Source organism: Angustibacter sp. Root456 (genome assembly GCF_001426435.1).
Classification (GTDB): domain Bacteria; phylum Actinomycetota; class Actinomycetes; order Actinomycetales; family Angustibacteraceae; genus Angustibacter.
On sequence record NZ_LMER01000004.1, the window covers coordinates 29540 to 52458 of the forward strand.

The following is a 22919-nucleotide window of genomic DNA, read 5'->3' on the forward strand; positions in this document are numbered from 1 at the left end:
TCGCCAGCACTAGTAGGACTAGTCCGGCGATCGTAGGTTGATACATCCGATGTATGCAAGCGATTCGGCGCATGGATATGCTTTATCAATGACGCCACCGAAGGCTTCCCTCTCGCCCACCGGCGGCGCGCCCAGCCTGCACGGCCGAGTGCTCGACCAGATCGGGACGGCCATCTGCGGTGGCGACCTCGCCGCCGGCAGCGTGCTCTACATCGACGACCTGGCCGAGCGCTACGCGGTGTCGCGCTCGGTCGTGCGCGAGGCGCTGCGCGTGCTGTCGTCGATGGGCATGGTCGAGTCGCGCCGGCGCGTGGGCACGCAGATCCGCAGCGCCGCGCAGTGGAACGTGTACGACCCCCAGGTGATCCGCTGGCGCTTGGCCTCGCGCCAGCGCAACAGCCAGCTGCGCTCCATGACCGAGCTGCGCACCGCGGTCGAGCCACAAGCCGCACGCCTTGCCGCAGAACGCATCTCGCCGGACGCCGCCAGCGAGCTGGTGGGCACCGCGGCGAAGATGTGGGCAGCCGGTCAGAGCGACGACGAGGACGAGTTCCTGCGCCTGGACATCGAGTTCCACCGGCAGGTGCTGGCCGGGTCGGGGAACGAGATGTTCGTGAAGCTGAACGAGCTCGTCGCCGAGGTGCTGGCCGGACGTCACCACTACGGCCTGATGCCGCACCACCCGCAGGCAGAGGCGCTGCGGCTGCACGCCGACGTCGCCCAGGCGGTGCAGCGCGGTGACGGCGAGCGCGCCCACCAGGCGATGGTGCGGATCATGGAGCAGGCGCTGGAGGAGATGAGGTCGATGTGGGCCGATGATCTGGCCGACGCCACGCCGGACGGCTCCGCTCGCTAGCCCTCGCGGTGCACCTTGTGCGGTGCGGCCTGCGCGAGCGGCTTGACGACCACGAGGTCGATGTCGACGTGGGCCGGTCGCGTCGCGACCCAGGCGATCACGTCGGCGACGTCCTCGGCGAGCAACGGTTGCGACACCCCCTGGTAGACCGCGTCGGCGCGCTCGCGGTCACCGCCGAAGCGCACGAGCGAGAACTCCTCCGTGCGCACCATGCCCGGCGCCACCTCGCTGACCCGCACGGGTCGGCCGTTGAGCTCCAGGCGCAGCATCTGGCTGAGCGCGGCCTCGGCGTGCTTGGCGGCGACGTAACCGCCGCCCTTCTCGTACGGCGTGTGACCGGCGATCGAGCCGGTGAAGACCACGTGGCCGCCGGCCCCGGCCGCCAGCGCGGGCAGCAGCGCCTTGACCATCCGGACGGCGCCGAGGACGTTGACGTCGTACATGCGCTGCCAGTCCGACACCTCGGAGGACGCGACGTCGGCGAGCCCGAAGGCTCCCCCGGCGTTGTTGACCAGCAGCGCGACGTCGGGCAGCTCGGCGGCCAGCGCGGCCACGGACGCGTCGTCGGTCACGTCGAGCGTCACCGCCGTGATGGCGTCGTGCTCGGCGGCCAGGGCATCGAGACGGTCGCGTCGTCGAGCGGCCGCCACCACCTGGAAGCCTTCCGCCGCAAGGCGGACCGCCGTGGCGGCGCCGATCCCGCTGCTCGCGCCCGTGACGACGGCCACGCCTCGGCCCCGCGACGCCGCAGCGTCGCGGGGCCGAGGCGAAGGGCTCACTGAGCTGCCGGTCCGGCCAGGAAGAACGACACCTGGCCGTCGGTGACGCTGGCGTCCAGCGTCTGCTCCTCGAGCAGCTGGGAGGCCTGCGGCTCGACGAAGACGCGCACGCCCTCGTTGTCGATGACGTCGTCACCCGGCATCGGGTCGCTGACGACGCTGAGCTCGAGGCCCTCGCCGCCGGGGGCGAGGCGTAGCCCGGCGTGCTCGGGTGCCTGGGGGGACTGGGTGAGGCCACGGACGACGTCCACGGCCTGGTCGGTCAGGGTGAGCATGAGCGCTCCTGTCCGTTGGGGATCCTTCGGGCCCTCCACCCTCATCACGGGTCGGGGGCCGACGTCAAACGCACGCGCCCGGGCCGTGCTCGACCCGGGCGTGTCGTGGCACGATCCAGACCGCTGCGAGCTACTGCTCGTCGACGACGTGGACGGCGGCTTCCTCGGCCGACGCACCGGCGCCGTCGATCCCGATGTCCTCGCCCACGAGGTCCTTCTCGCGGTCGGGCCCTACACCGTGGTCAGGGGCGACGAGCCGGCCGGCGCGGCGGTCGCCCACCTCGTCGTCGCCGCGGAAGCCCTCGTCCAGCGCCACCTCGGAGTCCGGGTCGTCGTCGGACTCGTCAGCACGGTTGCTCAAGGGGTCGTCGAAGGCGAGGTTCGGGTCGGGCACCTCCTGGGCGAGGCGCATGTCGAGCGTCTCGCCCTGGCGCTCCTCCTCGAACGTGGTCCCGAACTTGTCGACGCCCAGCGGCTTCTCGGGCGGGCTGTAGCCCTCGTCGAGGGGATCGACGAGGCCACGGTCGTCGAGGGTGTCCTCGGCGCCGGGCTGGTCCTCGTCGTCGACGCTGAAGACGCCGCTGCTGTCGACCTCGCTCCTGCTGTCGTCAAAGTCGGTCATGATCTGAGCCTGCCACGGCCCGGTGCCGCGTGCGCGGTCAGCGGCGATCCCGGCGTGGAGTCAGCCAGCGAGCGTGCGGCGGTCGTCGGACAGGCGTCGGGTCACACCCCGCCGATCGAGCAGCTCCAGGAGCGGGACGGCGACCCGGCGGGAGGTGCCCCAGGCGTCGCGCGCCGCAGCCACGGTGAAGGGTGCGTCCAGGGCCCGCAGCGCCGCAGCCGCGGCCTGCAGGCCGTCGGGTGCGAGCACCACACCGGGAGCCACCTCGAGCAGCCGCCCCGACCGAACCGCCGCCGCGAGCTCGCGCGAACCCAGGCCGAGCCCGCGCAGCTCGTCGGCGTCCGGTGGCGCCAGCGGCACGCGCGACGTGCGTGCCGCCACCTGCTCGACCGCCCGCAGCACGGTCGCCGGCAGCTCGTCGCCGCTGCGGCGGCTGTCGACGACTCGGCCGCGCAGCACGCGCAGCGGAGGCCGGACGACGGCCTCGACCACCGCCGTCGCAGGCACCTTGAGTGCCGCCCGTGCCGCGTCGACGGGCAGGCCGGGGTCGAGCGGAGTGGCGCGGTTATGGGCCTCGATCACCTGCAGCAGCCGACGCGCCAGCTCATCGGCCCGGGCCGGCGCCACCAGCCAGTCGTCGGGCCCGGGCAGGGCCTGCACCTGCTCGAGGGGCACGCCCATGGCCAGCAGGTGACTGCGCCGCACGACGCCCCGGCGGTCGACCTCGGCGGCACCATCCGGCTGGCCACTCACCGTCTTCAGCTCGGCCGCGCGCGCCGCGGCTGCGCCGCGCCGGCTCACCGCCGGCGGATCGACGTCGAGCACGGTGAGCCCGCTGAGGACGGTGTGCCGACCGGGATCGCGCAGCAGCCCGACGTCGCCGAGCCGCAACGGAAGCGCCCGGGCCAGCCGCAGCCGCCAGACGTCGTCTCCCAGGTGGCGTAGGCGCACGCTGACCTGCGCCGAGCCCACGTGCATCAGCGCCTGCGCCGGAGCGTGGTCGTCGAGAGCGGCGCAGCGGACGTCGATAAGGCTGCTGGCCAGGAAGCGCCCGGGCGCGGTGAGGGCGTCGCCGCGCTGCACGGCCGTGCGCGGCGTACCCCGCAGGTTCACCGCGACCCGTGCGACGGCCGCGACCTCGCGGTGCTGGGCGGCCAGGCTCTGCAGTCCGCGCACCACCGCCTGCTCCCCGGACGGCAGGTCGAGCCGGTCGCCGGTGCGCAGCGTGCCCGCCGACAAGGTGCCCGTGACGACCGTGCCGGCACCGCGCACCGTGAACGACCGGTCGACCCACAGCCGCACCGGCGCGGAGGTGTCCGGACGCGGCAGGGAGCGGACGAGGGCGCCGATCGCGGTCCGCAGCTCGTCCATGCCCGCGCCCGTGCGCGCGCTGACGGCCACCGAGCCGACGTGCGCGAGCCCGGTGCCCGCCAGGTGCTCGTGGGCCGCGGCGCGCGCCGGAGCCGGGTCGGCGAGGTCACAGCGCGTGACGACGAGCAGGCCGTGGCGGACGCCGAAGGCGTCGAGCGCATCGACGTGCTCCTGGGTCTGGGGCATCCACCCCTCGTCGGCCGCCACCACGAGCAGCGCGGCCGGCACCGGCCCGACGCCGGCGAGCATCGTGGGCACGAACCGCTCGTGCCCTGGCACGTCGACGAAGGCCACCTGCTCGCCGTCGATGCCGGCCCACACGAACCCGAGGTCGATGGTGAGCCCCCGGCGCTGCTCCTCGGCGAACCGGTCGGGCTCCATGCCAGTGAGCGCCCTCACGAGCGTGGACTTGCCGTGGTCGACGTGGCCCGCCGTGGCCAGGACGTGCATCACCGCGCCAGCCTACGTGGGCGCGCCCCGAGGGCACCCAGCGGAGGTGGACGGGAATCGAACCCGCCAGACCGAGCTACTCGGTCTCGTCGGTGTTGAAGACCGCGGGGGCCACCAGGCACCCAGACACCTCCCCGCGCGGCGCTCGCGCGCCGTACGGCGGGACGACCGTACCCGGCCGCGGGGCGGTGCGCTCACCCCACCCCGCTGCCTTCTGTTGCGCTGCTGCATCAGTTGCTGTGTGATAGGCATGGAGGTGCGACGGCGGACCGTCCGCCAGTCCCGGCATCTCCAGGACGCGAGACGGTCGTGAGCTTCGACTCCTCCCCCTTCCTGCCCGTCGCGCTGGGCTTCTTCGGCCTGGGCACCGGCTACCTCATCTACGGCCCTCAGGAGCTGTTCGGCTTCCCCCGCCGCGACCCGCTGGTCGACCGGTCCACCGGCATCTGGGGCGTGTGGTTGCCGGGCTTCTGCCAGCTCGTCACGGGCCTCGTGCTGTTCGTCGGCCTCACGTGGTTCCAGGTCTTCAAGAACGACCCGGCCCTGTACATGGCCGCCGTGGCCTTCAGCGCGTACGGCATCCACTGGTTCGCACTCGGCCTGAATCGTTACCAGGGCAACGACCCGCGAACCAACGCCGGCATGTCCGTCGCCTTCACGGTGCTGTCGGTGACGGGCGCCTACGTGTTCTTCGACGCCGGGGCCTGGCCGGTCGGCCTGCTGTTCGTCGGCCTTACGTGGGTCTACGTCAGCGACTTCTTCCACGCGGTGGGCGTGGGCATCGCCGAGCGTTCCCTCGGGCTGGCCCACGTGCTGACCGGCCTGTGGCTGATGTACCTCACCGTGGCGAGCATCCTGAACATCGCCTCGGGCACCCACCTGCCCGCCTGACGGGCCGCCGGGCGTGCACTTCGGGTCCGAAGNTGCGGGGGTCAGGTGCGGGCGGACAGTCGCTCGCGCTGCGGGACGACCGTGTACTTGGGGTCCTTCGCCGAGGCCACGCCACCCTGGAAGATGCCGAAGCGGGTCAGCACCGAACCGGCGACCAGCGCGGCGCCCGAGACGACGGACAACAGGCGTGAGCGGCGGCTCACCACCGCCCCCAGCGCACCCCCGGCCTCGAGGAGGCGAGCGGCCTTCAGCAGCTTGCCCGGACGCCCCTGGGTGTACGGCTCAGCGATCATGCCGAGCCGCTGGTGCAGCAGCTGGTGGGCGACGAGCTCGGCCGCCGTCCCGGCGACCGCTACCTTGCGCGCCGGACCGCTCTCGTCGAGCGGCGCCAGGGCCAGCGCTCCTCCCCCAGCGGCGGCCGCGGCGCTCCCAGCGAACAGGAACGGCATCTCGCGGTAGGCGTCGTGCCAGGCCGGCACCGCGGTGTTGGAGATGAGGGCCGCGGTGTAGGTGGCGAGCGGGCCACCGAGCGCGGCAGCGCCCAGGCCGGCCGCTCGACCGAGCCGCGGCAGGCGCCCGGTCACCGTCGACAGCGCCGCCGCCGAGGCGAGCGAGCTGAACGGCGCCAGGACCCACGAGCCGACCGACAGCGGCGAGGTGACCTTGAAGGTCCGCAACATGTTGAGGAACCGCTCGGGCCGGCCGAGGTCGTGGATCAGCGCGACCGTGCCCAGCCCCGCGCCCGCCGCCGCGCCCAGCCGGGCGACCCGGCTCAGCCCCGGCCGGCCGGTGGCCTCGGCGCCCTCGGCGAGCAGCGCCGACACGCCGGCGTACCCGCCGAGGAAGAGGTACAGCGGGACGTCCGGCTGCTTCCACACCGGCGCCTTAAGGATCGGCCGGCCGTAGTAGGACTCGAACTCCGGCTCGGGTACCAGCGAACGCTCTCTCACTTGCGCCTCCCCACGAACGCCACGATGCCCGTCGCCACCAGGCCCACCGCCGCCACCGCCACGTGCCGCCAGGTCGAGGGCAGGTCGCGGGTCGTGACGACCGGGTCGGGCGGAAGGCCGTACACCTCCGGCTCGTCGAGCAGCAGGAAGAACGCGCCATCGCCGCCCACGCCGTCGTCCGGGTCGTGGCCGTAGAGCCGGGCCTCGGTGATGCCCTCGGCGTGCAGGGCGTCGACCCGCTGCTGCGCCCGTTCGCGCAGCTCGTCGAGCGGGCCGAACTGGATCGACTGCGTCGGGCAGGCCTTGGCGCACGCCGGCTCCATGCCGGCGCCGAGCCGGTCGTAGCACAGCGTGCACTTGAAGACGCGGCCGTCGTCCTTGCGCTGGTCGATGACGCCGTACGGGCAGGCGGGAACGCAGTAGCCGCACCCGTTGCAGACGTCCTCCTGCACGACGACGGTGCCGAACTCGGTGCGGAAGAGCGCTCCGGTCGGGCAGACGTCGAGGCAGGCGGCGTGCGTGCAGTGCTTGCAGACGTCGGACGACATCAGCCAGCGGATGTCGGAGTTGTCCGGCGACTGGCCGGTGTCACCCGCGGGCAGGTCGGGGGCGCTCTTGGGGGCGCCCACGGACGGCATGCCGAGATCGGTGACCTTGCGGGGGACGGTCTGCTCGACGAAGGCCACGTGCCGCCAGGTGTCGGCCCCCAGCTCCTGGCTGTTGTCGTAGCTCATGCCCGTGAGCGTGAGCCCGTCCTCGGGAACGGCGTTCCACTCCTTGCAGGCGACCTCGCAGGCCTTGCAGCCGATACACACCGTGGTGTCGGTGAAGAAGCCGACGCGGTCAGGGTGGGTGTCGTAACCGGCGTCCGCTGACACGTCGGTCATCGGGCCGAACAGGCTGTTGCTCACGTCGCCCTCCTGTCGTCGATGCCGGCTCGCACTCGGTAGTCCTGCACCAGGGCGGTCAGGGCGCTGCCTCGCGGACGCCGACCCGGCTGGATGTCGCAGGTGCCGACCTTCTCCTGGATGTGGACGTTCGGATCGAGGGTGAGGTTGACCAGGTCGTTGGTGGAGTCGCCGGTCGTGAGGCCGTTACCACCCCAGTGATAGGGCAGCCCGACCTGCTCGACGACGTGGCCGTCGACCCGCAGCGACCGCATCCGCTCCGTAACGAGCACCCGCGCCTCGATGGCCGACCGGCTGGTGACGATCGTGGCCCAGCCGCCGTGCTCGAGGCCCCGCTCGCGGGCCAGCCGCGGCGAGACCTCGCAGAACATCGACGGCTGCAGCTCGCTGAGGTACGGCAGGGTGCGGCTCATCCCCCCACCGGTGTGGTGCTCGGTGAGCCGGTAGCTGGTGAACACGAACGGGAACACCGGGCTCCCGCTCGGGTTCACCGGGTTGGCCGCCTGCTCGATCTCCTGAAGCACAGGGCTGTTCTGGCGTGGGTACATGGCGTTGCGCACCGGCGACTCACGCGGCTCGTAGTACGTCGGCAGCGGGCCGTCCGCCAAGCCGACCGGCGCGTAGAGCCAGCCCTTGCCGTCGGTCTGCATGACGAAGGGGTCCTGGCCACCGATGGCATCCGGGCCCTTCGCACCTTCCGGCGGGACGTGGTCGGGTGCCCGGTCGGGGATGAAGTCCGGCACGTCCTCGCCGACCCACTTGCCCTGGTCGGCGTCCCACCAGACGTACTTCTTGCGCTCGCTCCACGGCGACCCGTCAGGTTTGGCCGACGCCCGGTTGTAGATGATGCGCCGGTTGGCCGGCCAGGCCCAGCCCCATTCAGGCGCGACCCAGGTCTGCTCCCGGCCCGGCTTGCGCCGCGCCGCCTGGTTCGTCTCGTCGGCGTAGACACCGCAGTAGATCCAGCAGCCGCACCGGGTCGAGCCGTCGTCCTTGAGCTCGGTGTAGGACGACAGCGTCTGACCGTCCGGGCCGGTGCCGTTGATCTCGCGCAGCACCGCCTCGGCACTCGGCTCGCCCTCCGGCGACTGCGGGTAGTCCCACGTGAGGTCGAGCAGCGGACGGTCCATCTCGTCGGTCGAGCCCGCCAGCTTCTCGCGGATCTTCTGGCCGAGCTGGAAGTAGAACTGCAGGTCGCTGGTGGCGTCACCCGGCGGCTCCACCGCCTTGTGGTGCCACTGCAGCATGCGCTGGGTGTTGGTGAACGACCCGCTCTTCTCGGTGTGCGCTGCGGCAGGCAGGAAGAACACCTCGGTCTGGATGTCCTCGGTGCGCAGCTCGCCCGTGGCGATCTCGGGACCGTCCTTCCAGAAGGTCGCCGACTCGATCATCGCGAGGTCTCGGACGACGAGCCAGTCCAGGTTCGCCATGCCGAGCCGCTGCATCTTGCCGTTGGCCGAACCGACGGCGGGGTTCTCCCCCACGAGGAAGTAGCCCTTGCAGCGGCCCTCGATCTGGGCGACGACCGTCGGGTACGACGAGTGGTCGCCGGAGATGCGGGGCAGGTAGTCGAAGCAGTAGTCGTTGTCTGCTGTCGCCGCGTCACCCCAGTACGACTTGAGCAGGCTGACCGTGTACTGCCGCATGTTGCCCCAGTAGCCCGTCGTCCCGGCGTCCGCGGCCACGTAGCTGTCCAGGTCCCCGTGGTTCTCGGCGTGGGGCATGGGCAGGTAACCCGGCAGGATGTTGTACAGCGTCGGGATGTCGGTCGAGCCCTGGATGCTCGCGTGACCGCGCAGCGCCATGATGCCGCCGCCCGGACGCCCGATGTTGCCCAGGAGCAGCTGCAGGATCGCGGCCGTGCGGATGTTCTGCACGCCGGTGCCGTGCTGGGTCCAGCCGACCGCGTAGCAGAACGCCGCGGTGCGCTCCGGGCCGCTGTTGCGGGTGAGGGCGTCCGCGACCTTGGCGAAGTCCTCCGGCGCGATGCCGCACACCCGCTCCACCATCTGGGGCGTGTAGCGGGCGAAGTGGCGCTTGAGGATCTGCATGACGCACCGCGGGTGCTGGAGCGTCTCGTCGCGCTCCGGCTTCGCGTTCACGGTGGGGCCGCCTGAACCGGCCGTCTCGGAGTGGCCGGCCGCGTGGGTGTCCCCGTCGGACAGCTCGGACGGCGTACCGGCCTGGTGCGGGTCGCGCTGGCCGGCCGCAGCCGCCTCGACGGCACCCTCGTACTGCCAGCTGTCGGACTGGTAGGTGCCCTTCTGCTCGTCCAGGCCGCTGAACACGCCCTCGAGGTCCTCGGTGTCGATGAACTCCTCGTCGACGATCGCCGCGGCGTTGGTGTAGGCGACGACGTACTCGCGGAAGTAGAGGTCGTTGCTCAGCACGTGGTTGACCAGCGCGCCGAGGAAGGCGATGTCGGTGCCCGCCCGGATCGGGACGTGCAGGTCAGCCACCGCCGAGGTGCGCGTGAACCGCGGGTCGACGTGGATGATCGTCGCGCCGCGCGCCTTGGCCTCCATCACCCACTGGAACCCGACCGGATGGCACTCGGCCATGTTCGAGCCCTCGATGACGATGCAGTCAGAGTTCTGCAGGTCCTGCTGGAAGGTCGTGGCGCCGCCGCGGCCGAACGAGGTCCCCAGACCGGGAACCGTGGAGGAGTGTCAAATACGGGCCTGGTTCTCGATCTGCACCGCGCCCATGGCGGTGTAGAGCTTCTTCATGAGGTAGTTCTCCTCGTTGTCGAGGGTCGCTCCTCCGAGGCTCGCGATGCCGAGGGTGCGCCGCACGCGCTTGCCGTTCTCGTCCCAGGTCCACGTCTGGCGCCGGGTGGCGATGACCCGGTCGGCGATCATGTCGAGGGCGGTGTCGGCGTCGAGGTCCTCCCACTCGGTGCCGCCCGGACGCCGGTAGCGAACCTTCGTGACGCGTCCAGGCTGCGTGACGAGCTGCTTGCTCGCACTTCCCTTGGGACACAGGCGTCCTCGCGACACCGGACTGTTCGGGTCGCCCTCGATCTGGACGACCTTCTCGTCCTTCACGTAGACCTTCTGGCCGCAGCCCACAGCGCAGAACGGGCAGATCGAGTCGACGACGCGGTCGGCTGTCTCGGTGCGCGCCGTGAGGTGGTCGGTGTGCGACGAGCGCACCGCCGCTCCCCGACCGAGCACGTCACCGTCTGTGAGCTGCCGCAGCACGGGCCAGCTGCCGATCCACGTCTTCGCCATGACGCCTCCTCAATGGTTGCTCAGATGCAATCACTGATCGCGCCGGCGCGCTACCCCGGACCGGGCCGCCTAGGGTGAAGCCATGGGAGTGCGACTGACCGAGTACGCCCGCGGCGGCGGCTGCGCGTGCAAGATCCCGCCTGGAGAGCTCGAGGACGTCGTGCGCGGCCTGCAGGCCGAGCCCGCCGACGACCGTCTCGTCGTGGGGTTGGGCGACGGGGACGACGGCGCCGTGGTGCGCATCGACGGCGGCCGCGCGGTCGTGGCGACGGCAGACTTCTTCACGCCCGTCGTCGACGACCCGTACGACTGGGGGCGGATCGCCGCCGCCAACGCGCTGTCGGACGTCTACGCGATGGGCGGGGCGCCGCTCGTCGCGGTGAACCTGCTGGCCTGGCCGCGTGACGTGCTTCCCATGGAGCTCGCGACCGAGGTGCTGCGAGGCGGCCTCGACGTCGCGCGCCAGGCCGGCTGCTTCGTCGCCGGTGGCCACAGCATCGACGACGCCGAGCCCAAGTACGGCATGGCGGTCACCGGCCTGGCCGACCCCGAGCACCTGCTGCGCAACGACTCCGCCGAGGCAGGGCTGCCGCTGACCCTCACCAAGCCCCTCGGCGTCGGGGTGCTCAACAACCGCCACAAGCAGACTGGCGAGGTGTTCTCCCACGCCGTCGAGTCGATGGCCGCGCTCAACCGCGCCGCCGCCGAGGCCGCCCTGGCCACCGGTCACCGCGCCGCCACGGACGTCACCGGCTTCGGTCTGCTCGGCCACCTGCTGAAGATGGTGCGGGCCTCAGGAGTCGACGCCGAGATCGACGCCTCAGCGGTGCCCTACCTCGACGGCGCCCGCGAGTCGCTGCGCGACGGGTACGTCAGCGGGGGCACCCGCCGCAACCTCGACTGGGTGCGTCCGCACCTCGACGCCGAGGTCGACGAGGACGAGCTGCTGCTGCTGACCGACGCCCAGACCTCCGGCGGCCTGCTGGTGGTCGGTGAGCTGCCCGGGCATCCCGTCGTCGGCCGGGTCGTCCCCCGGGCCGGCGACGGGCCGCGCGTCACCGTCCGCTGACTGCTGACTGCTGACTGCTCGTCGTTCGAGCCCACCCACCCGTGATCATGCACGCCAGCGCGGTGGGGTGCGCTGCCGTGCATGATCACGGGCGGCGGGGAGGGGGTCAGTGGGCGCTGGAGGGCGCCCACAAGTTGATGCCGGCCTCGACGGCGTCGCGGTCGATCGCGGCCAGCTCGTCGTCGCTGAAGGACAGGTGGTCGAGCGCGCTCACGTTGGCCTCGAGCTGACGCACGCTGCTCGCCCCGACCAGCACCGAGGTGACGCGCGGGTCGCGCAGGGCCCACGCGAGCGCCATCTGCGCGAGCGTCTGACCGCGCTGCTGCGCCATCTCGTTCAGGGCTCGCACGTGCGCGAGCGTCTCGTCGGTGAGCAGGTCGGGCGACAGCGACTTGCCCTGGCTGGCGCGCGAACCCTGCGGGACGCCGTCCAGGTACTTGTCGGTGAGCATCCCCTGGGCCAGCGGCGAGAAGGCGATGCAACCCACGCCCTCGGACTCCAGCGTGTCGAGCAGGCTCTCCTCGATCCAGCGGTTGAGCATCGAGTACGACGGCTGGTGGATCAGCAGGGGCGTGCCCATCTCGCGCAGGATCGCCGCGGCCTCGGCCGTCCGCTCCGGTGAGTACGACGAGATGCCCGCGTACAGCGCCTTGCCCGACCGGACGGCGTGGTCCAGGGCCCCCATGGTCTCCTCGAGCGGGGTCTCGGGGTCGAAACGGTGGCTGTAGAAGACGTCGACGTAGTCCAGCCCCATCCGGCTGAGCGACTGGTCCAGCGAGGCCAGCAGGTACTTGCGGCTGCCCCACTCCCCGTACGGGCCGGGCCACATGTCGTAGCCGGCCTTGGTCGAGATGACGAGCTCGTCGCGGTACGGCCGGAGGTCCTCGGCGAAGATCGTGCCGAAGTTCTTCTCGGCGCTGCCGTAGGGCGGCCCGTAGTTGTTGGCCAGGTCGATGTGCGTGATGCCGAGGTCGAACGCGCGCCGCAGGATCGCTCGCTGGGTGTCGATCGCCACGTCGTCGCCGAAGTTGTGCCACAAGCCCAGTGACACCGCGGGCAGCTGCAGACCGCTGCGTCCGCAGCGTCGGTAGGCCATGGCGTCGTAACGGTCGTCGGCAGCGCGGTGCGGGGCAGGGATCATGCCCCCAGTCTCCCAACTCGCCGGCCGCCGCTCCACCGGGGCGGGACCTGTGGCCCTTCCACTGTCGGGACAGCGGGAGTGGGCTGGGTGCAGGCCAGGTGAGGAGGCCCGCCATGACGACGTCGAACCCCGTGCACCCTGTGGCGGCGCACGACCCGGTGGAGGCCGCGAGAAGCACCCGCGCGGCGTGGCTGATGGTGCCGGTCTGGGTGGCGATGTTCATCGCCACGAGCTACGCGGGGGTCGTGGTGCTCGGCTGGCTCGGGCTCGGAGAGGGTGACCTGTTCCTGTTCGCCCGCAACGTCTGGGGCTGGGTCGCCGAGATCGGGTTCATGCTGCTGCTCGCGGCCCCGGCCGCCGCCGGTATCGCCTATGCCGTGCGCGCGGTACGCCGCGGCGCTCGGGCGTTGGCCGGCACCGCCCTGGCCGTCAACGCGCTGCTGCTGCTCCTGGCGCTGTACATGTTCGCCGACGCGGTGCGGATGACGTACTGGCCCGGGGACTGAGCCGGGCCGGGCGGCCAGCGCGGCCCGACGACGCCGACTGCTCAAGGGTTGCGCGCGCTTGTCGAGGGGTAGAACCCTCGGCACGCGGCATGTCACCCCCCTAACGTGATCAACGGGAGTGCGGTGGTCGGGAACGCACGACGGCCCCCCGCGCGCTGCGGGAGGCCGTCGTGAGGCTGTTCGCGATCAGATCGGAACGACGTTCTCCGCCTGCGGGCCCTTGGGGCCCTGGGTGATCTCGAACTCCACGCGCTGGTTCTCGTCCAGCGAGCGGTAACCCTGGGTCTGGATCGCCGAGTAGTGCACGAAGACGTCAGCGCCGCCGCCGTCCTGAGCGATGAAGCCGAAGCCCTTCTCAGCGTTGAACCACTTCACAGAACCCTGTGCCATGCCGTCTCCTCCAGGGGACGTACTGCGACCGACACTGTGCCGGCCTGGTGCGCGGTCATGCATCCCCACGTTGGAGCTGACTTCCAAAGCCATGGCCCTGGCGAGCGGAGCCCGTGAACACCGACACCTCAGAACGGATACGCCGTCCCGCTGCCTCGGTCAACGCAAGAAATCTGAACTGCAGCGGGGCCCAGTATGCCATGCAGGCGCTCGGAATCCAGATCTTGACGGCGAGTCGTTCCGACGTTCGGGACGGCTCAGGAGAGCACCCGCAACCGGATCGTCTCGGGCATCGCGTGCAGCCGGTCGATGATGTCCGGCGTGTAGTCGGCGTTGACGTCGGTCACGAGGTAACCGACGTCGCCGCGGGTGCTGAGGCTCTGGGAGTCGACGTTGACGCCGTACTGGGCGAACAGCGCGTTGACCGTCGCCAGGACGCCCGGCACGTTGCGGTGCATGTGGGCCAGCCGGTGCGACGTCCCGATCGCGCCGGCCCCGATGGGCGGGAGGTTCACCGACAGCGAGGTGGCGCCGCCCTCGGCGTAGCCGATGAGCTTGCCCGCGACGAACCGCCCGATGTCCTGCTGCGCTTCCTGCGTGCTGCCGCCGACGTGCGGCGTGAGGATCACGTTGGGCAGCCCACGCAGGTCGGACTCGAAGGGGTCACCCTGGCGCTTGGGCTCGAAGGGGAAGACGTCGATCGCGGCTCCGGCGATGTGGCCGCTCTCGATGTGACGGCGCAGCGCTGCGGTGTCGACGACGAAGCCGCGCGACATGTTCATGAACAGCGAGCGCGGCCGCATCGCGGCGAACTCCCTCTCGCCGAACAGGTCCTGGTTCTCCGGCCGGCCATCGACGTGCAACGACACGACCTCGACCGTCTCGAGCAGCTCGGTCATGCTGCCGCACCGGCGAGCGTTGCCCATGGCGAGGCGGTCCTCGGTGTCGTAGTAGAACACGGACATGCCCAGGGCCTCGGCCAGCACCGACAGCTGAGAGCCGATGTTGCCGTAGCCGACGATCCCGAGGGAGCGGCCGCGCACCTCGTGCGACCCCTTGGCGGACTTGTCCCAGACGCCGGCGTGCATCGCGGCGTTCTTCTCAGTGAGCCGGCGGGCGAGGGCGATGATCGCCCCGATCGTGATCTCGACGACGCTGCGGGTGTTGGAGTACGGCGCGTTGAACACCGCGACGCCGTTGCCGGTCGACGCCTCGAGGTCGATCTGGTTCGTGCCGATGCAGAAGGCGCCGATGGCCTGCAGCTGCGTCGCGGCGGCCAGCACCTTGTCGGTGACGAACGTGGTGGAGCGGATGCCGAGCAGGTCGACGCCGTCGAGCGCCGCGATCAGCTCGTCCTCGGCGAGCGCGCTCGAACGCGTCTCCACCTCGTGACCAGCGGCCCGGAGCAGCTCGGCGGCGTCCGGGTGGATGTTCTCGAGCAGCAGTGCGCGCACGCGGTCTCCCCATGACGGGTCTCGTTGGCGGGTGGGCCGAAGGCCCTCCCCCAGCGTACGAGCCCGCACCCGCCGGACCGGACGCGGTCCGCGTCGTGGACGCGCCCGTAGGCTCGGCTCGTGCAGCCACCGGACGCCGACCCGCGCCGACCCGCGGAGGTCGTCGCCGACGGCAACGACCCTCGGGGCCTGACCATGCTGGTGGGCGGGGTCCCGAGCAGCTACGTGCACCTCGACGACCCCACCCGGCTGGAGTTCGAGTACGTGCGGTGGGCCGGTGACCTGGTCGACGTCCTGCGGCCCGAGGGCGAGCCGCTGCACAGCGTGCACGTCGGGGGCGCCGGCTGCACGCTCCCCCGCTACGTCGCCGCGACCCGTCCGCGTTCGCGCCAGGTCGTGCTGGAGGTCGACGCCGAGGTGATCTCGCTGGCGCGCGAGCGGTTCGGCTACAGCCGCCGCAGCGGGTTCCGGCTGCGCCAAGCCGACGGCCTGCAGGGCCTCGCACCGCTCGACGACGGAGGCTGGGACCTGCTGGTGCGCGACGCGTTCAGCGGTGCCGAGACCCCGCGCCACCTGACCACCACGCGATTCGTCGGCGAGGTCGCCCGGGTGCTCTCGCCGTCCGGGCTCTACGTCGCGAACGTGGCCGACCGTCCGGGACTCGGGCTCGTGCGCCGCGAGGTCGCCACCGCGCTCACGGTGTTCGGCCACGTCGCGCTGGTGGGCGAGACGCAGCACCTGCGCGGACGCCGGTACGGCAACGTCCTGCTGATCGCCTCACGGGTGGCGCTGCCCGTGGCCGACCTCACCCGCCGGGTGCGGTCCGGACCCGTGCCGGCGCGCGTGGTGAGCGGCGCGGACGCGACGGCTCTGGGCGCGGGTCAGCGGCCGATCGAGCCGTAGGCCGTCGACGACGGCCGCGGCGTCAGGACGACTCCCCGCGCAGGAACTGCTCGACCTCAGCGGCCAGCTCGTCGGCCGAGGGCAGCGTCTCCTCGGCCGCCAGCAGGCTGCGCCGCTCGCGGGCGCCCATGTAGGCGTCGTACTGCTCCTCCAGGGCCGCCACGACCTGGCCGACCTCCTCGGACGCCGCCACCTGGGCCGCGATCGTCTCGCGAGTCTGCTCGGCTGCACTGAGCAGCGCAGCGCGCGGGACGCTCAGGGCCGCCTCGTCGGCGAGCCGGTCGAGCAGCGCAGCGGCCGCGTCGGGGTAGGCCGCCTCGGCGAGGTAGTGCGGGACCTGGACGACGAAGCCCAGGGCCGGGTGCCCCGACTCGCCCAGCCGCAGCTCGAGCAGCGCCGCCGCCGATCCGGGGATGCGGACGGTGCCCGGCCAGGTCTGGCTCTGCGGCACCAGTCCCGCCTGGTTGGCGTGCCCGAGCACGCCGAGGGGCCGGGTGTGCGGGACGGGCATGCCGATGGCGTGCAGGCCGATGGTGGTCGACACCGCGAAGCGCTCGACGAGCTCGGTGACGGCGGCGACGAACCGCTCCCACTGGGTGTCGGGCTCCGGTCCGGTCAGCAGCAGGAACGAGCGCCCGTCGAGGTCGCGCACGGCGTGCAACTGCAGGCGCGGCTCCTCGAACGACGCGTAGTGGTCGCGGTCGAAGACCATGGCGGGTCGCCGCGACCGGTAGTCGACCAGCTGGTCGGCGTCGAACGTCGCGAGCACCTGGTGCTCCAGCGTCTCGAGCAGGTGGTCGGTCACCAGGCGGGTAGCCGACCCGGCGTCCACGAACCCGGTGAGCGCGTGCACCAGGACGGGCCGGTCGAGCTCGACGTCGGCGTCGTCGCTCAGCGTGTAGAGGCTGCGAGGGTCGAGCACGTGATCCTCCATCGGCGGTGCGACGGCTGTCGTGGGGCGAGCAGCCAGGTCCTCAGGCGCGCGAGCCGTCGTCGTCGCGCGGCGTGAGAGGCAGGGGACGGCCGTCTCGGCCCAGCCGCAGTCGTCGGGGGTTGGCCACGGTCTGAGCGGCGCGGGGACGCTCGGCGGTGGTCGTGGTTCCGGTGGAGTCCTCCATGCGCAAACCCTCTCCCCTACCTGTCACAACTGTTGAAGTGTTGACCATTTTTCCACGGCCCGGGCGCCGGAGCGACCGCGGGCTGCCCTGTGGACAACCGCCGGGGCGGATCGCGCATTCCCCCTAGCGTGGAGGGATGGACGGTGCGGTGATCTCGGTCGACCTGACATCGCTCGATGCCTTGCGCGGCAGCCTGCGCGAGGCGGCGCACGGGATCCAGGCGCTGCGCGAGCACCCTGACGTGGTGCGCGCCCGCGCCGCGGACACCGGTGACCCTGGCCTGGCAGCCGCCGCGCTCGACGTCGCGACGGCCTGGGCCTGGGGCCTGGAGCTTCTGAGCGGTGAGCTGCGCCGGTGGGATGCGCTGCTGGGTGTCGCCGCGTCGGCGTACCTGGACAGCGACCGATCGGTGCTGGCGGCGCTGCGGTGAGCACCTGGCCGACCGCCGAGGTCGCCCTGCCCGGCCACCCGGCCGGCGTGCTCGACCTCGCCGAGCGCCTCGCCACCGTCTCCGCCGGGCTGCTGCGCCTCACCGCGCTGGTGCGCGCGGCCGCCGCAGCGGACTGGCACGGCGTCGCGGCGACGGCGTTCCGCCAGCTCGTGACCCTCGACGCCGAGGCGATGGGCCGCGCCGGCGCGGTGCTGGCGCAGGCGAGCGAGCACCTGCGGCACCACGCGGGCGTGCTGCGACGGGCGCGAGCCGACGTCGAAGGCGCCCTGCTGCTCGACCCCCTGGCGGCCTGGGACGCCCCGGACGTCGCCGAGCAGCGTCGCGCGCTGGTGCGCGAGACCGTCGCAGAGGCCCGGCGGCGGGTTGCGGTCAGCGCGGCCGAGGCGGCCCCCGCGCTCCACGCGGCCGCCCGCCTCGCGCCGGCCGAGCCGTCGGCCGCCCGCCGCGCCGTCGAGCGGGCGTGGGCGCGCTCACGCGAGGTGAGCGTCGGCGCCGTCGAGACCTCGGGCGTCCTGCTGGCCACGGCGGCGCGGTTCACCGCGGGTCGGGCGGTCGTGGATCCGGTGGGCTACGCCGCAGACTGCGTCGGGCAGGCGCGCGGCACCCTCACGCAGGCCCAGCACCCGCGCCGGCTGGCTCGGGCGGTGCTCGACCTCGACACCTTCGAGGAGTCCCCGTCGCTCTGGATCGGGCACCTGCTGCCGACCGCGGCGCTGGGAGCTGCGTCCGGAGCCGCCGGGGTGGCGACGCGGTCGTCGTCGCTGACCGTGCGCGCGCTGTCGCGTACCCCGGGGCCCCGCGGCGCCGCCCTGCGTGAGGCCGTCGCCGGACGCGCCGCGTACGGCCGCAGCGGACTGCGCGCGCGCGACCTGCGATCGGTCGCGGGGCCGCCCAGCCGCCTGGGCTCGGTGAGCTACCTCCCGCGCGAGGCCGCAGCCGTCGGGACGGCGATGGCCCGCGACGGCGCCTGGGCCGAGACGCACCTCACTCCCCGGGTGGAGCGGGCCATGCACCGCGCCGGTGGCCTGCGCGTCGGTGAGGCCCACGCCGTGAAGCAGGCCGCTTCGTTGCGGCGCAAGCTCGCCGACGAGGTCGCCCGGCCCGAGCTCGACTCGACGACGGCGGGGCAGCGCGTCAACGACACGGTGCGCTACACCGTGGTCTTCGGGGACGACGCGTACGTGGAGGGAGCGGTGCGCACCATCGAGCAGCTGCGTGGCCAGGGCTTCGAGCTGGCCCAGGCCAAGTCGAGCTGGGGCGGACCGCGCTACCAGGGACTGAACCTCGTGTGGCACGACCAGCAGACGGGGCGGCTGTTCGAGGTGCAGGTGCACTCCCCGGGCAGCTGGGACGCCACCGTGCGCACGCACCCCGACTACGAGCTCTACCGCGACCGCGGCGCCTGGCCGGCCCTCAAGGCCTTCCTCGGGCGCCGCATCGCGGCCGAGTACGCGGCGGTGGGCCGGCCGCGCGACATCGCCGACCTGCCGCGACGGCTCAGCGCGCTGGGTCTGGACACCGCTCCGGTGACGACGGCTCCCCTCCTGACGACCCTCGACGCCCGGCGGCTGCTGCACCAGACCGGTGCTGGGGTGCTCGTCCCGGGCGCTGCGGGCACCGGGTCGCCGGGGTGAGAGGATCGCCGAGATCCCGTTCCAGGCCAGGTCAGCAGACGCAACAGGAGGAACCCGTGGGCGCGCAGGACGGTCGAGTCGCTCTGATCACCGGTGGGGCCCGCGGCATCGGTGCCGCCACTGCCCGCAGGTTGGCCGCCGAGGGAGCCCGGGTCGCGATCCTCGACCTGGAGGAGCAGGCGGCCGCGGCCACCGCCGAGGCCATCGCGGCCGAGACCGGCACGGCGGCGCTGGGGGTCGGAGCCGACGTCCGCGACGCCGACGCGGTCGAGGCCGCGATCCAGCGAGTGGTCACCGAGCTGGGCGGCCTGCACGTGCTGGTCAACAACGCCGGCGTCACGCGCGACAACCTGCTCTTCAAGCTGACGGAAGACGACTGGGACACCGTGCTCGGCATCCACCTCAAGGGCGCGTTCCTGCTCAGCCGCGCGGCGCAGAAGCCGATGGTGGAGCAGCGGTACGGCCGGATCATCAACCTGTCCAGCACGTCGGCCCTCGGCAACCGCGGCCAGGCCAACTACTCGGCGGCCAAGATGGGCATGCAGGGCTTCACCCGCACGCTCGCCATCGAGCTCGGCCCGTTCGGCGTCACCGTGAACGCCGTGGCGCCCGGGTTCATCGCCACCGACATGACCGACGCGACGGCCCACCGGCTCGGCATCACGCCCGAGCAGCTGCGAGCCGCCAGCGCCGAGGCGACGCCGGTGCGCCGGGTTGGCGCGCCGGACGACATCGCGAACGCGATCGCGTTCTTCGCCTCCGAGGCGGCGTCGTTCGTCACCGGCCAGACGCTGTACGTCGACGGCGGCGCCACGCTCTGACGTCGGCGTCACGCTCTGACGGCGGCCACCTGAGCCGCGCTCAGGGACGCAGGGTGTCGTCGTCCGCCATGCCGTGCGTGCGCACCTCGCGCACCAGCCCGTGCCCGGTCGGCGCGTAGACCCAGGGGACGTCGGAGCCTGACGTGATCGGCTGCTGCTGGCCCGGCAAGGGGGCGGGCGTTCCGTGCGTGAGCACCTGCTCGGTGGCACCCAGCTGGCGGATCACCACCAGCCGCACCCGGTCGGGCCGGGCCCACACCAGCTCGTCGTACAGCGTGGGGTCGTGCTGGCCGTCGTCGCCGACGAGCACCCAACGCAGCTGCGGCAGCTCGTCGAGCAGCCGGCGCAGGGTGAGCCGCTTGTGCGCCTGCCCCGAGCGGAACCACCCCTCCGGGGTCGGCCCCCAGTCGGTGAGCAGCATCGGGCCGTCGGGGAAGCCACGCCGACGCAGGAAGCGCTGCAGGGCGGGCCCGAGGTTCCAGGCGCCGGTCGAGACGTAGACCACGAACGCCCCGGGGTCGTGGCGGGTGAGGGTGCGGTAGAGCTCGGACATGCCGGGCACGGGCCGCCGCGACTCCTCGCGCCGCACGAAGGTGTTCCAGAAGGCGAGGAACGGCCGGGGCAGCGCGGTGACCAGCACGGTGTCGTCGATGTCGCTGATGATGCCGAGGTGCTCGTCGGCGCCGACGACCCGCACCGGCGCCTCGGTGACCTGGCCGCTCGCGATGCGCAGCTCCGCGGTGGCCCACCCCGGCGGCAGGTCGGCTCGCAACGTGACGTCGACGTAGCCGCCGCGCGAGCTCTCGACGACGTGCCGCTCGCCGGCCACGTCGACGGCGACGGGCACGCCGCCGAGCTTGGCGCTGATGAAGTGCCGCCAGCCCCGGAACGCGTCGTCGCTGCGGTCGCCGACACCCGGGGGTGAGAGCAGCACGCGGGCGAGCACGCGCACCCAGCCGTCGGTGCCGTAGCCGGTGTAGGCGATGACGCGCGGCCGCCAACCGCGCCGGAAGAGCAGGCGCGCGAGCGCCCGGTTGAGCGCGTCCTCCGTCCGGGCCGCGCGGTGCAGCGGCGGGGGTGTGCTCACGCGCCCACTCTAGGAGAGACGTACCGTGGCGTGGTGAGCGAGCGAGTCGAGGTGTCGGTGGCCGACCTGGCGCGGGGTGCGGCCTACCCGTGGCTGACCGCCGTGGTGGTCCCCCGCCCGATCGCCTGGGTGAGCACGGTGTCGGCGGACGGCACGGTGAACCTCGCGCCGCACTCGTTCTTCACGGTCGCCTCCGCCGAGCCACCGGTGGTCAGCTTCACGTCGGTGCGCACCAAGGACTCGCTGCGCAACATCCGCGCCACCGGCGAGTTCGTCGTCAACCTGGCACCGCGTGCGCTGGCCGAGCAGGTCAACCGCACCGGCACCGACTACCCGCCTGACGTCGACGAGCTGGCCGAGGCCGGGCTGACGGCGGAGCCGAGCACCGTCGTCCGGCCGCCGCGGGTGGCCGAGTCTCCCGTCGCGCTGGAGTGCGTGGCCGCCGGTGAGCACCGGTTCAGCGACGATCCCGAGCGCGGCAGCACGGTCGTGTTCGGTCGGGTGGTGCACCTGTCGGTGGCCCGGCACGTTCTGGCCGACGACGGCCTGCCGGACGTCACGCGCCTGGCGCCGGCGAGCCGGCTGGGCCGCGACGAGTGGGCCGCGCTCGGCGAGGTGTTCGAGCTGTGCCGCGCCCGCTACGGCGCCTCAAGCGGCTGAGGGATCGTGCCGACACACCGGCCATGACGTTGCTGTCGGCGCGCGGTGCCGCGCTCATGGGTGCCATGGTCGCGCTGCTGGCCTTGACCGGGTTGGCAGGCAGTGCCGCCCACGCCACGGTCCCCTCGGCGACGACCGCGTCCGCGACCGCGTCCGCGACCGCGTCGCCGGCGCTCGCCCGCAGCCCGATCGCGGGTGACCCGGCCCACCCGTACAGCGACCCGATCTGGTTCCCGCTGCGCGATCCTGCGCGGGTCTCGTGCGTGGTCAGCAACTGCACCGACCCGCTGTACCACGGCTACCAGGCGATCGACTGGCTCGGCCAGCTCGACGCGCCCGTGCACCCGGCGGGTGCGGGCGTGTTCCACGTCGGAGCGGTGACCACGGCCTGTCCGGCCAGCGGTGTCACCGCCGGTACGTGGGCCTGGGTCGACCACGGGCCGGCCGGTGTGACGCGCTACGACCACCTGAACCGCCTCCTCGCGAAGGAGGGGCAGCTCGTCACCCCGGCGACGGTCATGGCGACCATGGGCCACAACGGCAACACCTACCCGTGCAAGACGAACTACCTGCACCTGCAGTACCGCGGCGAGCGGTTGAGCGGCCCGATCCTGCCGGTGCCTTCGATGCGAGCGTGCTCGGGTACCCAGCCCATCAGCCTGCCCTCGGCCATGGGGTTCACCGCCGGGTGGAACTCCATCAAGCCCAACGTGCACTACACGCCGACCGTGGGTGACGACTGCCTGCCGAGCTCGTGGTCGCTGACGCCGTCGCGGCCCACGCTGTCGGCTCTTCGGGGCGTCAGCTCGGTACGCGTCACCCCCTCGGCTCGGCCCTCCGGCGTCACCGCGGTGCGGGTACGCATCGAGCTGTACCACCCCACGCTGAAGGCGTACGGTCTGCCGAAGTACCGCACCATCCCCGCCACTCAGCGGGCCACCACGTTCTCCAGCCTGCTCCCGGGCCGCACCTACCGGTTCTCGCTCGCGTTCCACAACGCCAGTGGCTGGAGCGCCTGGGCGCCGGCCCGGACGGCGGTGCCCGCCGAGCGCCCGAGCACCCCGCGGTTTCGGGGCGTGAGCGCCTCGTCGAGCACGATCAGCCACCTGTGGTACCGCAGCACCAGCCGAGGCACCGACCCGGCGACCTACGTCGCAGCACGACGGTGCTACGTCCACGGAGCGTGGCGGTCGTGGACCTACGCCCGCGTGGCGGTGCCGAAGATCAGCCAGCAGTGGCGTGGCCTGCCCCGGCACACGACCTGCCAGGTGACGGTGCGGGCCTACAACGTCATGGGACACAGCGGCTGGCAGACCCGCAAGTCCATCCGCACGACCTGACGGCCCGGCC

The 22919-nt window shown here is 72.5% G+C and carries 23 protein-coding genes and 1 tRNA gene; 10 read left to right on the forward strand and 14 right to left on the reverse strand.

What is annotated here, in order from left to right:
• Positions 1 to 88 precede the first annotated feature (88 nt).
• Positions 89 to 856 carry a FadR/GntR family transcriptional regulator gene (locus ASD06_RS04465; RefSeq protein WP_056673807.1) on the forward strand — a complete coding sequence of 256 codons (768 nt, stop codon included), beginning with the start codon at positions 89 to 91 and terminating at the stop codon, positions 854 to 856.
• Here ASD06_RS04465 and ASD06_RS04470 read toward each other — a convergent pair.
• From ASD06_RS04470 to ASD06_RS18760, 5 genes are all read right to left on the reverse strand, one after another.
• Positions 853 to 1584: an SDR family NAD(P)-dependent oxidoreductase gene (locus ASD06_RS04470; RefSeq protein ID WP_056673811.1), complete on the reverse strand. Its 732-nt coding sequence runs from the start codon at positions 1582 to 1584 to the stop codon at positions 853 to 855. The two genes, ASD06_RS04465 and ASD06_RS04470, sit on opposite strands and share 4 nt — an antisense overlap.
• Positions 1585 to 1631: 47 nt before the next feature.
• On the reverse strand, positions 1632 to 1910 hold the full coding sequence (locus tag ASD06_RS04475) for an iron-sulfur cluster assembly accessory protein (protein WP_056673814.1): 279 nt from the start codon (positions 1908 to 1910) through the stop codon (positions 1632 to 1634).
• 130 nt (positions 1911 to 2040) lie between these two features.
• Positions 2041 to 2532, reverse strand: coding sequence for a DUF5709 domain-containing protein (locus tag ASD06_RS04480; RefSeq protein WP_056673818.1), 492 nt, complete (start codon positions 2530 to 2532; stop codon positions 2041 to 2043).
• Positions 2533 to 2592: 60 nt separating this feature from the next.
• The gene (selB, locus tag ASD06_RS04485) at positions 2593 to 4353 is read right to left on the reverse strand and encodes a selenocysteine-specific translation elongation factor (protein ID WP_056673933.1); all 1761 of its coding nucleotides are present in this window, start codon (positions 4351 to 4353) and stop codon (positions 2593 to 2595) included.
• 40 nt (positions 4354 to 4393) lie between these two features.
• Positions 4394 to 4487, reverse strand: a tRNA-Sec gene (locus ASD06_RS18760).
• Between the two features lie 175 nt (positions 4488 to 4662).
• Here ASD06_RS18760 and ASD06_RS04490 point away from each other — a divergent pair.
• Positions 4663 to 5244, forward strand: a complete 582-nt coding sequence (locus ASD06_RS04490) for a hypothetical protein (protein WP_056673821.1) — start codon at positions 4663 to 4665, stop codon at positions 5242 to 5244.
• A 41-nt stretch (positions 5245 to 5285) separates the two neighbouring features.
• Here ASD06_RS04490 and nrfD read toward each other — a convergent pair whose 3' ends face one another.
• The 3 genes from nrfD to fdh are packed head-to-tail and all read right to left on the reverse strand — an operon-like array spanning position 5286 to position 10335.
• Positions 5286 to 6194, reverse strand: coding sequence for an NrfD/PsrC family molybdoenzyme membrane anchor subunit (nrfD, locus tag ASD06_RS04495; RefSeq protein WP_056673825.1), 909 nt, complete (start codon positions 6192 to 6194; stop codon positions 5286 to 5288).
• Positions 6191 to 7081, reverse strand: a complete 891-nt coding sequence (locus tag ASD06_RS04500) for a 4Fe-4S dicluster domain-containing protein (RefSeq protein WP_056673935.1) — start codon at positions 7079 to 7081, stop codon at positions 6191 to 6193. Before ASD06_RS04500 ends, nrfD begins: the two co-directional genes overlap by 4 nt.
• A gap of 20 nt (positions 7082 to 7101) precedes the next feature.
• Positions 7102 to 10335, reverse strand: a complete 3234-nt coding sequence (gene fdh, locus ASD06_RS04505; protein WP_162248039.1) for a formate dehydrogenase — start codon at positions 10333 to 10335, stop codon at positions 7102 to 7104.
• A gap of 82 nt (positions 10336 to 10417) precedes the next feature.
• Between fdh and selD the strand changes: the two genes are divergently transcribed.
• Positions 10418 to 11404 carry a selenide, water dikinase SelD gene (gene selD / locus ASD06_RS04515; RefSeq protein WP_056673833.1) on the forward strand — a complete coding sequence of 329 codons (987 nt, stop codon included), beginning with the start codon at positions 10418 to 10420 and terminating at the stop codon, positions 11402 to 11404.
• A 106-nt stretch (positions 11405 to 11510) separates the two neighbouring features.
• Here selD and mgrA read toward each other — a convergent pair whose 3' ends face one another.
• Positions 11511 to 12545 carry an L-glyceraldehyde 3-phosphate reductase gene (gene mgrA, locus ASD06_RS04520; protein ID WP_056673835.1) on the reverse strand — a complete coding sequence of 345 codons (1035 nt, stop codon included), beginning with the start codon at positions 12543 to 12545 and terminating at the stop codon, positions 11511 to 11513.
• A gap of 113 nt (positions 12546 to 12658) precedes the next feature.
• Here mgrA and ASD06_RS04525 point away from each other — a divergent pair, with 113 nt between their 5' ends.
• A complete protein-coding gene (locus ASD06_RS04525; protein WP_056673838.1) occupies positions 12659 to 13051 on the forward strand; it encodes a hypothetical protein in 393 nt (130 codons plus the stop codon).
• Positions 13052 to 13237: 186 nt separating this feature from the next.
• Here the strand turns inward: ASD06_RS04525 and ASD06_RS04530 are convergent, their stop codons facing one another.
• Positions 13238 to 13441, reverse strand: a complete 204-nt coding sequence (locus ASD06_RS04530; RefSeq protein WP_056673841.1) for a cold-shock protein — start codon at positions 13439 to 13441, stop codon at positions 13238 to 13240.
• Positions 13442 to 13698: 257 nt separating this feature from the next.
• Positions 13699 to 14895 (reverse strand): phosphoglycerate dehydrogenase, encoded by a 1197-nt coding sequence (gene serA / locus ASD06_RS04535; RefSeq protein ID WP_056673844.1) that lies wholly within the window; start codon positions 14893 to 14895, stop codon positions 13699 to 13701.
• A gap of 120 nt (positions 14896 to 15015) precedes the next feature.
• On the opposite strand from serA, the gene ASD06_RS04540 reads away from it, so the two are divergent.
• A complete protein-coding gene (locus ASD06_RS04540) occupies positions 15016 to 15798 on the forward strand; it encodes a spermidine synthase (protein ID WP_056673847.1) in 783 nt (260 codons plus the stop codon).
• Between the two features lie 22 nt (positions 15799 to 15820).
• Here ASD06_RS04540 and ASD06_RS04545 read toward each other — a convergent pair whose 3' ends face one another.
• Both ASD06_RS04545 and ASD06_RS18765 read right to left on the reverse strand, forming a co-directional pair.
• Complete coding sequence (locus ASD06_RS04545; RefSeq protein WP_056673939.1) at positions 15821 to 16720, reverse strand: PAC2 family protein; 900 nt, start codon at positions 16718 to 16720, stop codon at positions 15821 to 15823.
• 52 nt (positions 16721 to 16772) lie between these two features.
• The gene (locus ASD06_RS18765) at positions 16773 to 16916 is read right to left on the reverse strand and encodes a hypothetical protein (RefSeq protein ID WP_157371514.1); all 144 of its coding nucleotides are present in this window, start codon (positions 16914 to 16916) and stop codon (positions 16773 to 16775) included.
• Between the two features lie 136 nt (positions 16917 to 17052).
• On the opposite strand from ASD06_RS18765, the gene ASD06_RS04550 reads away from it, so the two are divergent.
• Genes ASD06_RS04550 through fabG form a run of 3 tightly spaced genes read left to right on the forward strand, consistent with a single transcriptional unit; the run spans position 17053 to position 19822 of the window.
• Complete coding sequence (locus tag ASD06_RS04550) at positions 17053 to 17346, forward strand: hypothetical protein (protein ID WP_056673850.1); 294 nt, start codon at positions 17053 to 17055, stop codon at positions 17344 to 17346.
• Positions 17343 to 19001 carry a hypothetical protein gene (locus ASD06_RS04555; protein ID WP_056673852.1) on the forward strand — a complete coding sequence of 553 codons (1659 nt, stop codon included), beginning with the start codon at positions 17343 to 17345 and terminating at the stop codon, positions 18999 to 19001. The genes ASD06_RS04550 and ASD06_RS04555 overlap by 4 nt, the downstream gene beginning before the upstream one ends.
• 56 nt (positions 19002 to 19057) lie before the next feature.
• Complete coding sequence (gene fabG, locus ASD06_RS04560; RefSeq protein ID WP_056673855.1) at positions 19058 to 19822, forward strand: 3-oxoacyl-ACP reductase FabG; 765 nt, start codon at positions 19058 to 19060, stop codon at positions 19820 to 19822.
• Between the two features lie 40 nt (positions 19823 to 19862).
• On the opposite strand, the gene ASD06_RS04565 is transcribed toward fabG, so the two are convergent.
• A complete protein-coding gene (locus ASD06_RS04565; protein ID WP_056673857.1) occupies positions 19863 to 20909 on the reverse strand; it encodes an App1 family protein in 1047 nt (348 codons plus the stop codon).
• A gap of 33 nt (positions 20910 to 20942) precedes the next feature.
• On the opposite strand from ASD06_RS04565, the gene ASD06_RS04570 reads away from it, so the two are divergent.
• Complete coding sequence (locus tag ASD06_RS04570) at positions 20943 to 21569, forward strand: flavin reductase family protein (RefSeq protein WP_235502213.1); 627 nt, start codon at positions 20943 to 20945, stop codon at positions 21567 to 21569.
• Positions 21570 to 21592: 23 nt separating this feature from the next.
• Complete coding sequence (locus ASD06_RS04575; RefSeq protein WP_056673861.1) at positions 21593 to 22909, forward strand: peptidoglycan DD-metalloendopeptidase family protein; 1317 nt, start codon at positions 21593 to 21595, stop codon at positions 22907 to 22909.
• Positions 22910 to 22919: the final 10 nt, after the last annotated feature.

Coding starts and splice junctions, on each gene's coding strand:
- ASD06_RS04465 (WP_056673807.1), top strand. CDS start 89: ATGACGCCACCGAAGGCTTCCCTCTCGCCCACCGGCGGCGCGCCCAGC.
- ASD06_RS04530 (WP_056673841.1), bottom strand. CDS start 13,441: ATGGCACAGGGTTCTGTGAAGTGGTTCAACGCTGAGAAGGGCTTCGGC.
- ASD06_RS04550 (WP_056673850.1), top strand. CDS start 17,053: ATGGACGGTGCGGTGATCTCGGTCGACCTGACATCGCTCGATGCCTTG.
- selB (WP_056673933.1), bottom strand. CDS start 4,353: ATGCACGTCCTGGCCACGGCGGGCCACGTCGACCACGGCAAGTCCACG.
- ASD06_RS04475 (WP_056673814.1), bottom strand. CDS start 1,910: ATGCTCACCCTGACCGACCAGGCCGTGGACGTCGTCCGTGGCCTCACC.
- mgrA (WP_056673835.1), bottom strand. CDS start 12,545: ATGATCCCTGCCCCGCACCGCGCTGCCGACGACCGTTACGACGCCATG.
- ASD06_RS18765 (WP_157371514.1), bottom strand. CDS start 16,916: ATGGAGGACTCCACCGGAACCACGACCACCGCCGAGCGTCCCCGCGCC.
- ASD06_RS04480 (WP_056673818.1), bottom strand. CDS start 2,532: ATGACCGACTTTGACGACAGCAGGAGCGAGGTCGACAGCAGCGGCGTC.
- ASD06_RS04575 (WP_056673861.1), top strand. CDS start 21,593: ATGACGTTGCTGTCGGCGCGCGGTGCCGCGCTCATGGGTGCCATGGTC.
- ASD06_RS04500 (WP_056673935.1), bottom strand. CDS start 7,081: ATGACCGACGTGTCAGCGGACGCCGGTTACGACACCCACCCTGACCGC.
- selD (WP_056673833.1), top strand. CDS start 10,418: ATGGGAGTGCGACTGACCGAGTACGCCCGCGGCGGCGGCTGCGCGTGC.
- ASD06_RS04525 (WP_056673838.1), top strand. CDS start 12,659: ATGACGACGTCGAACCCCGTGCACCCTGTGGCGGCGCACGACCCGGTG.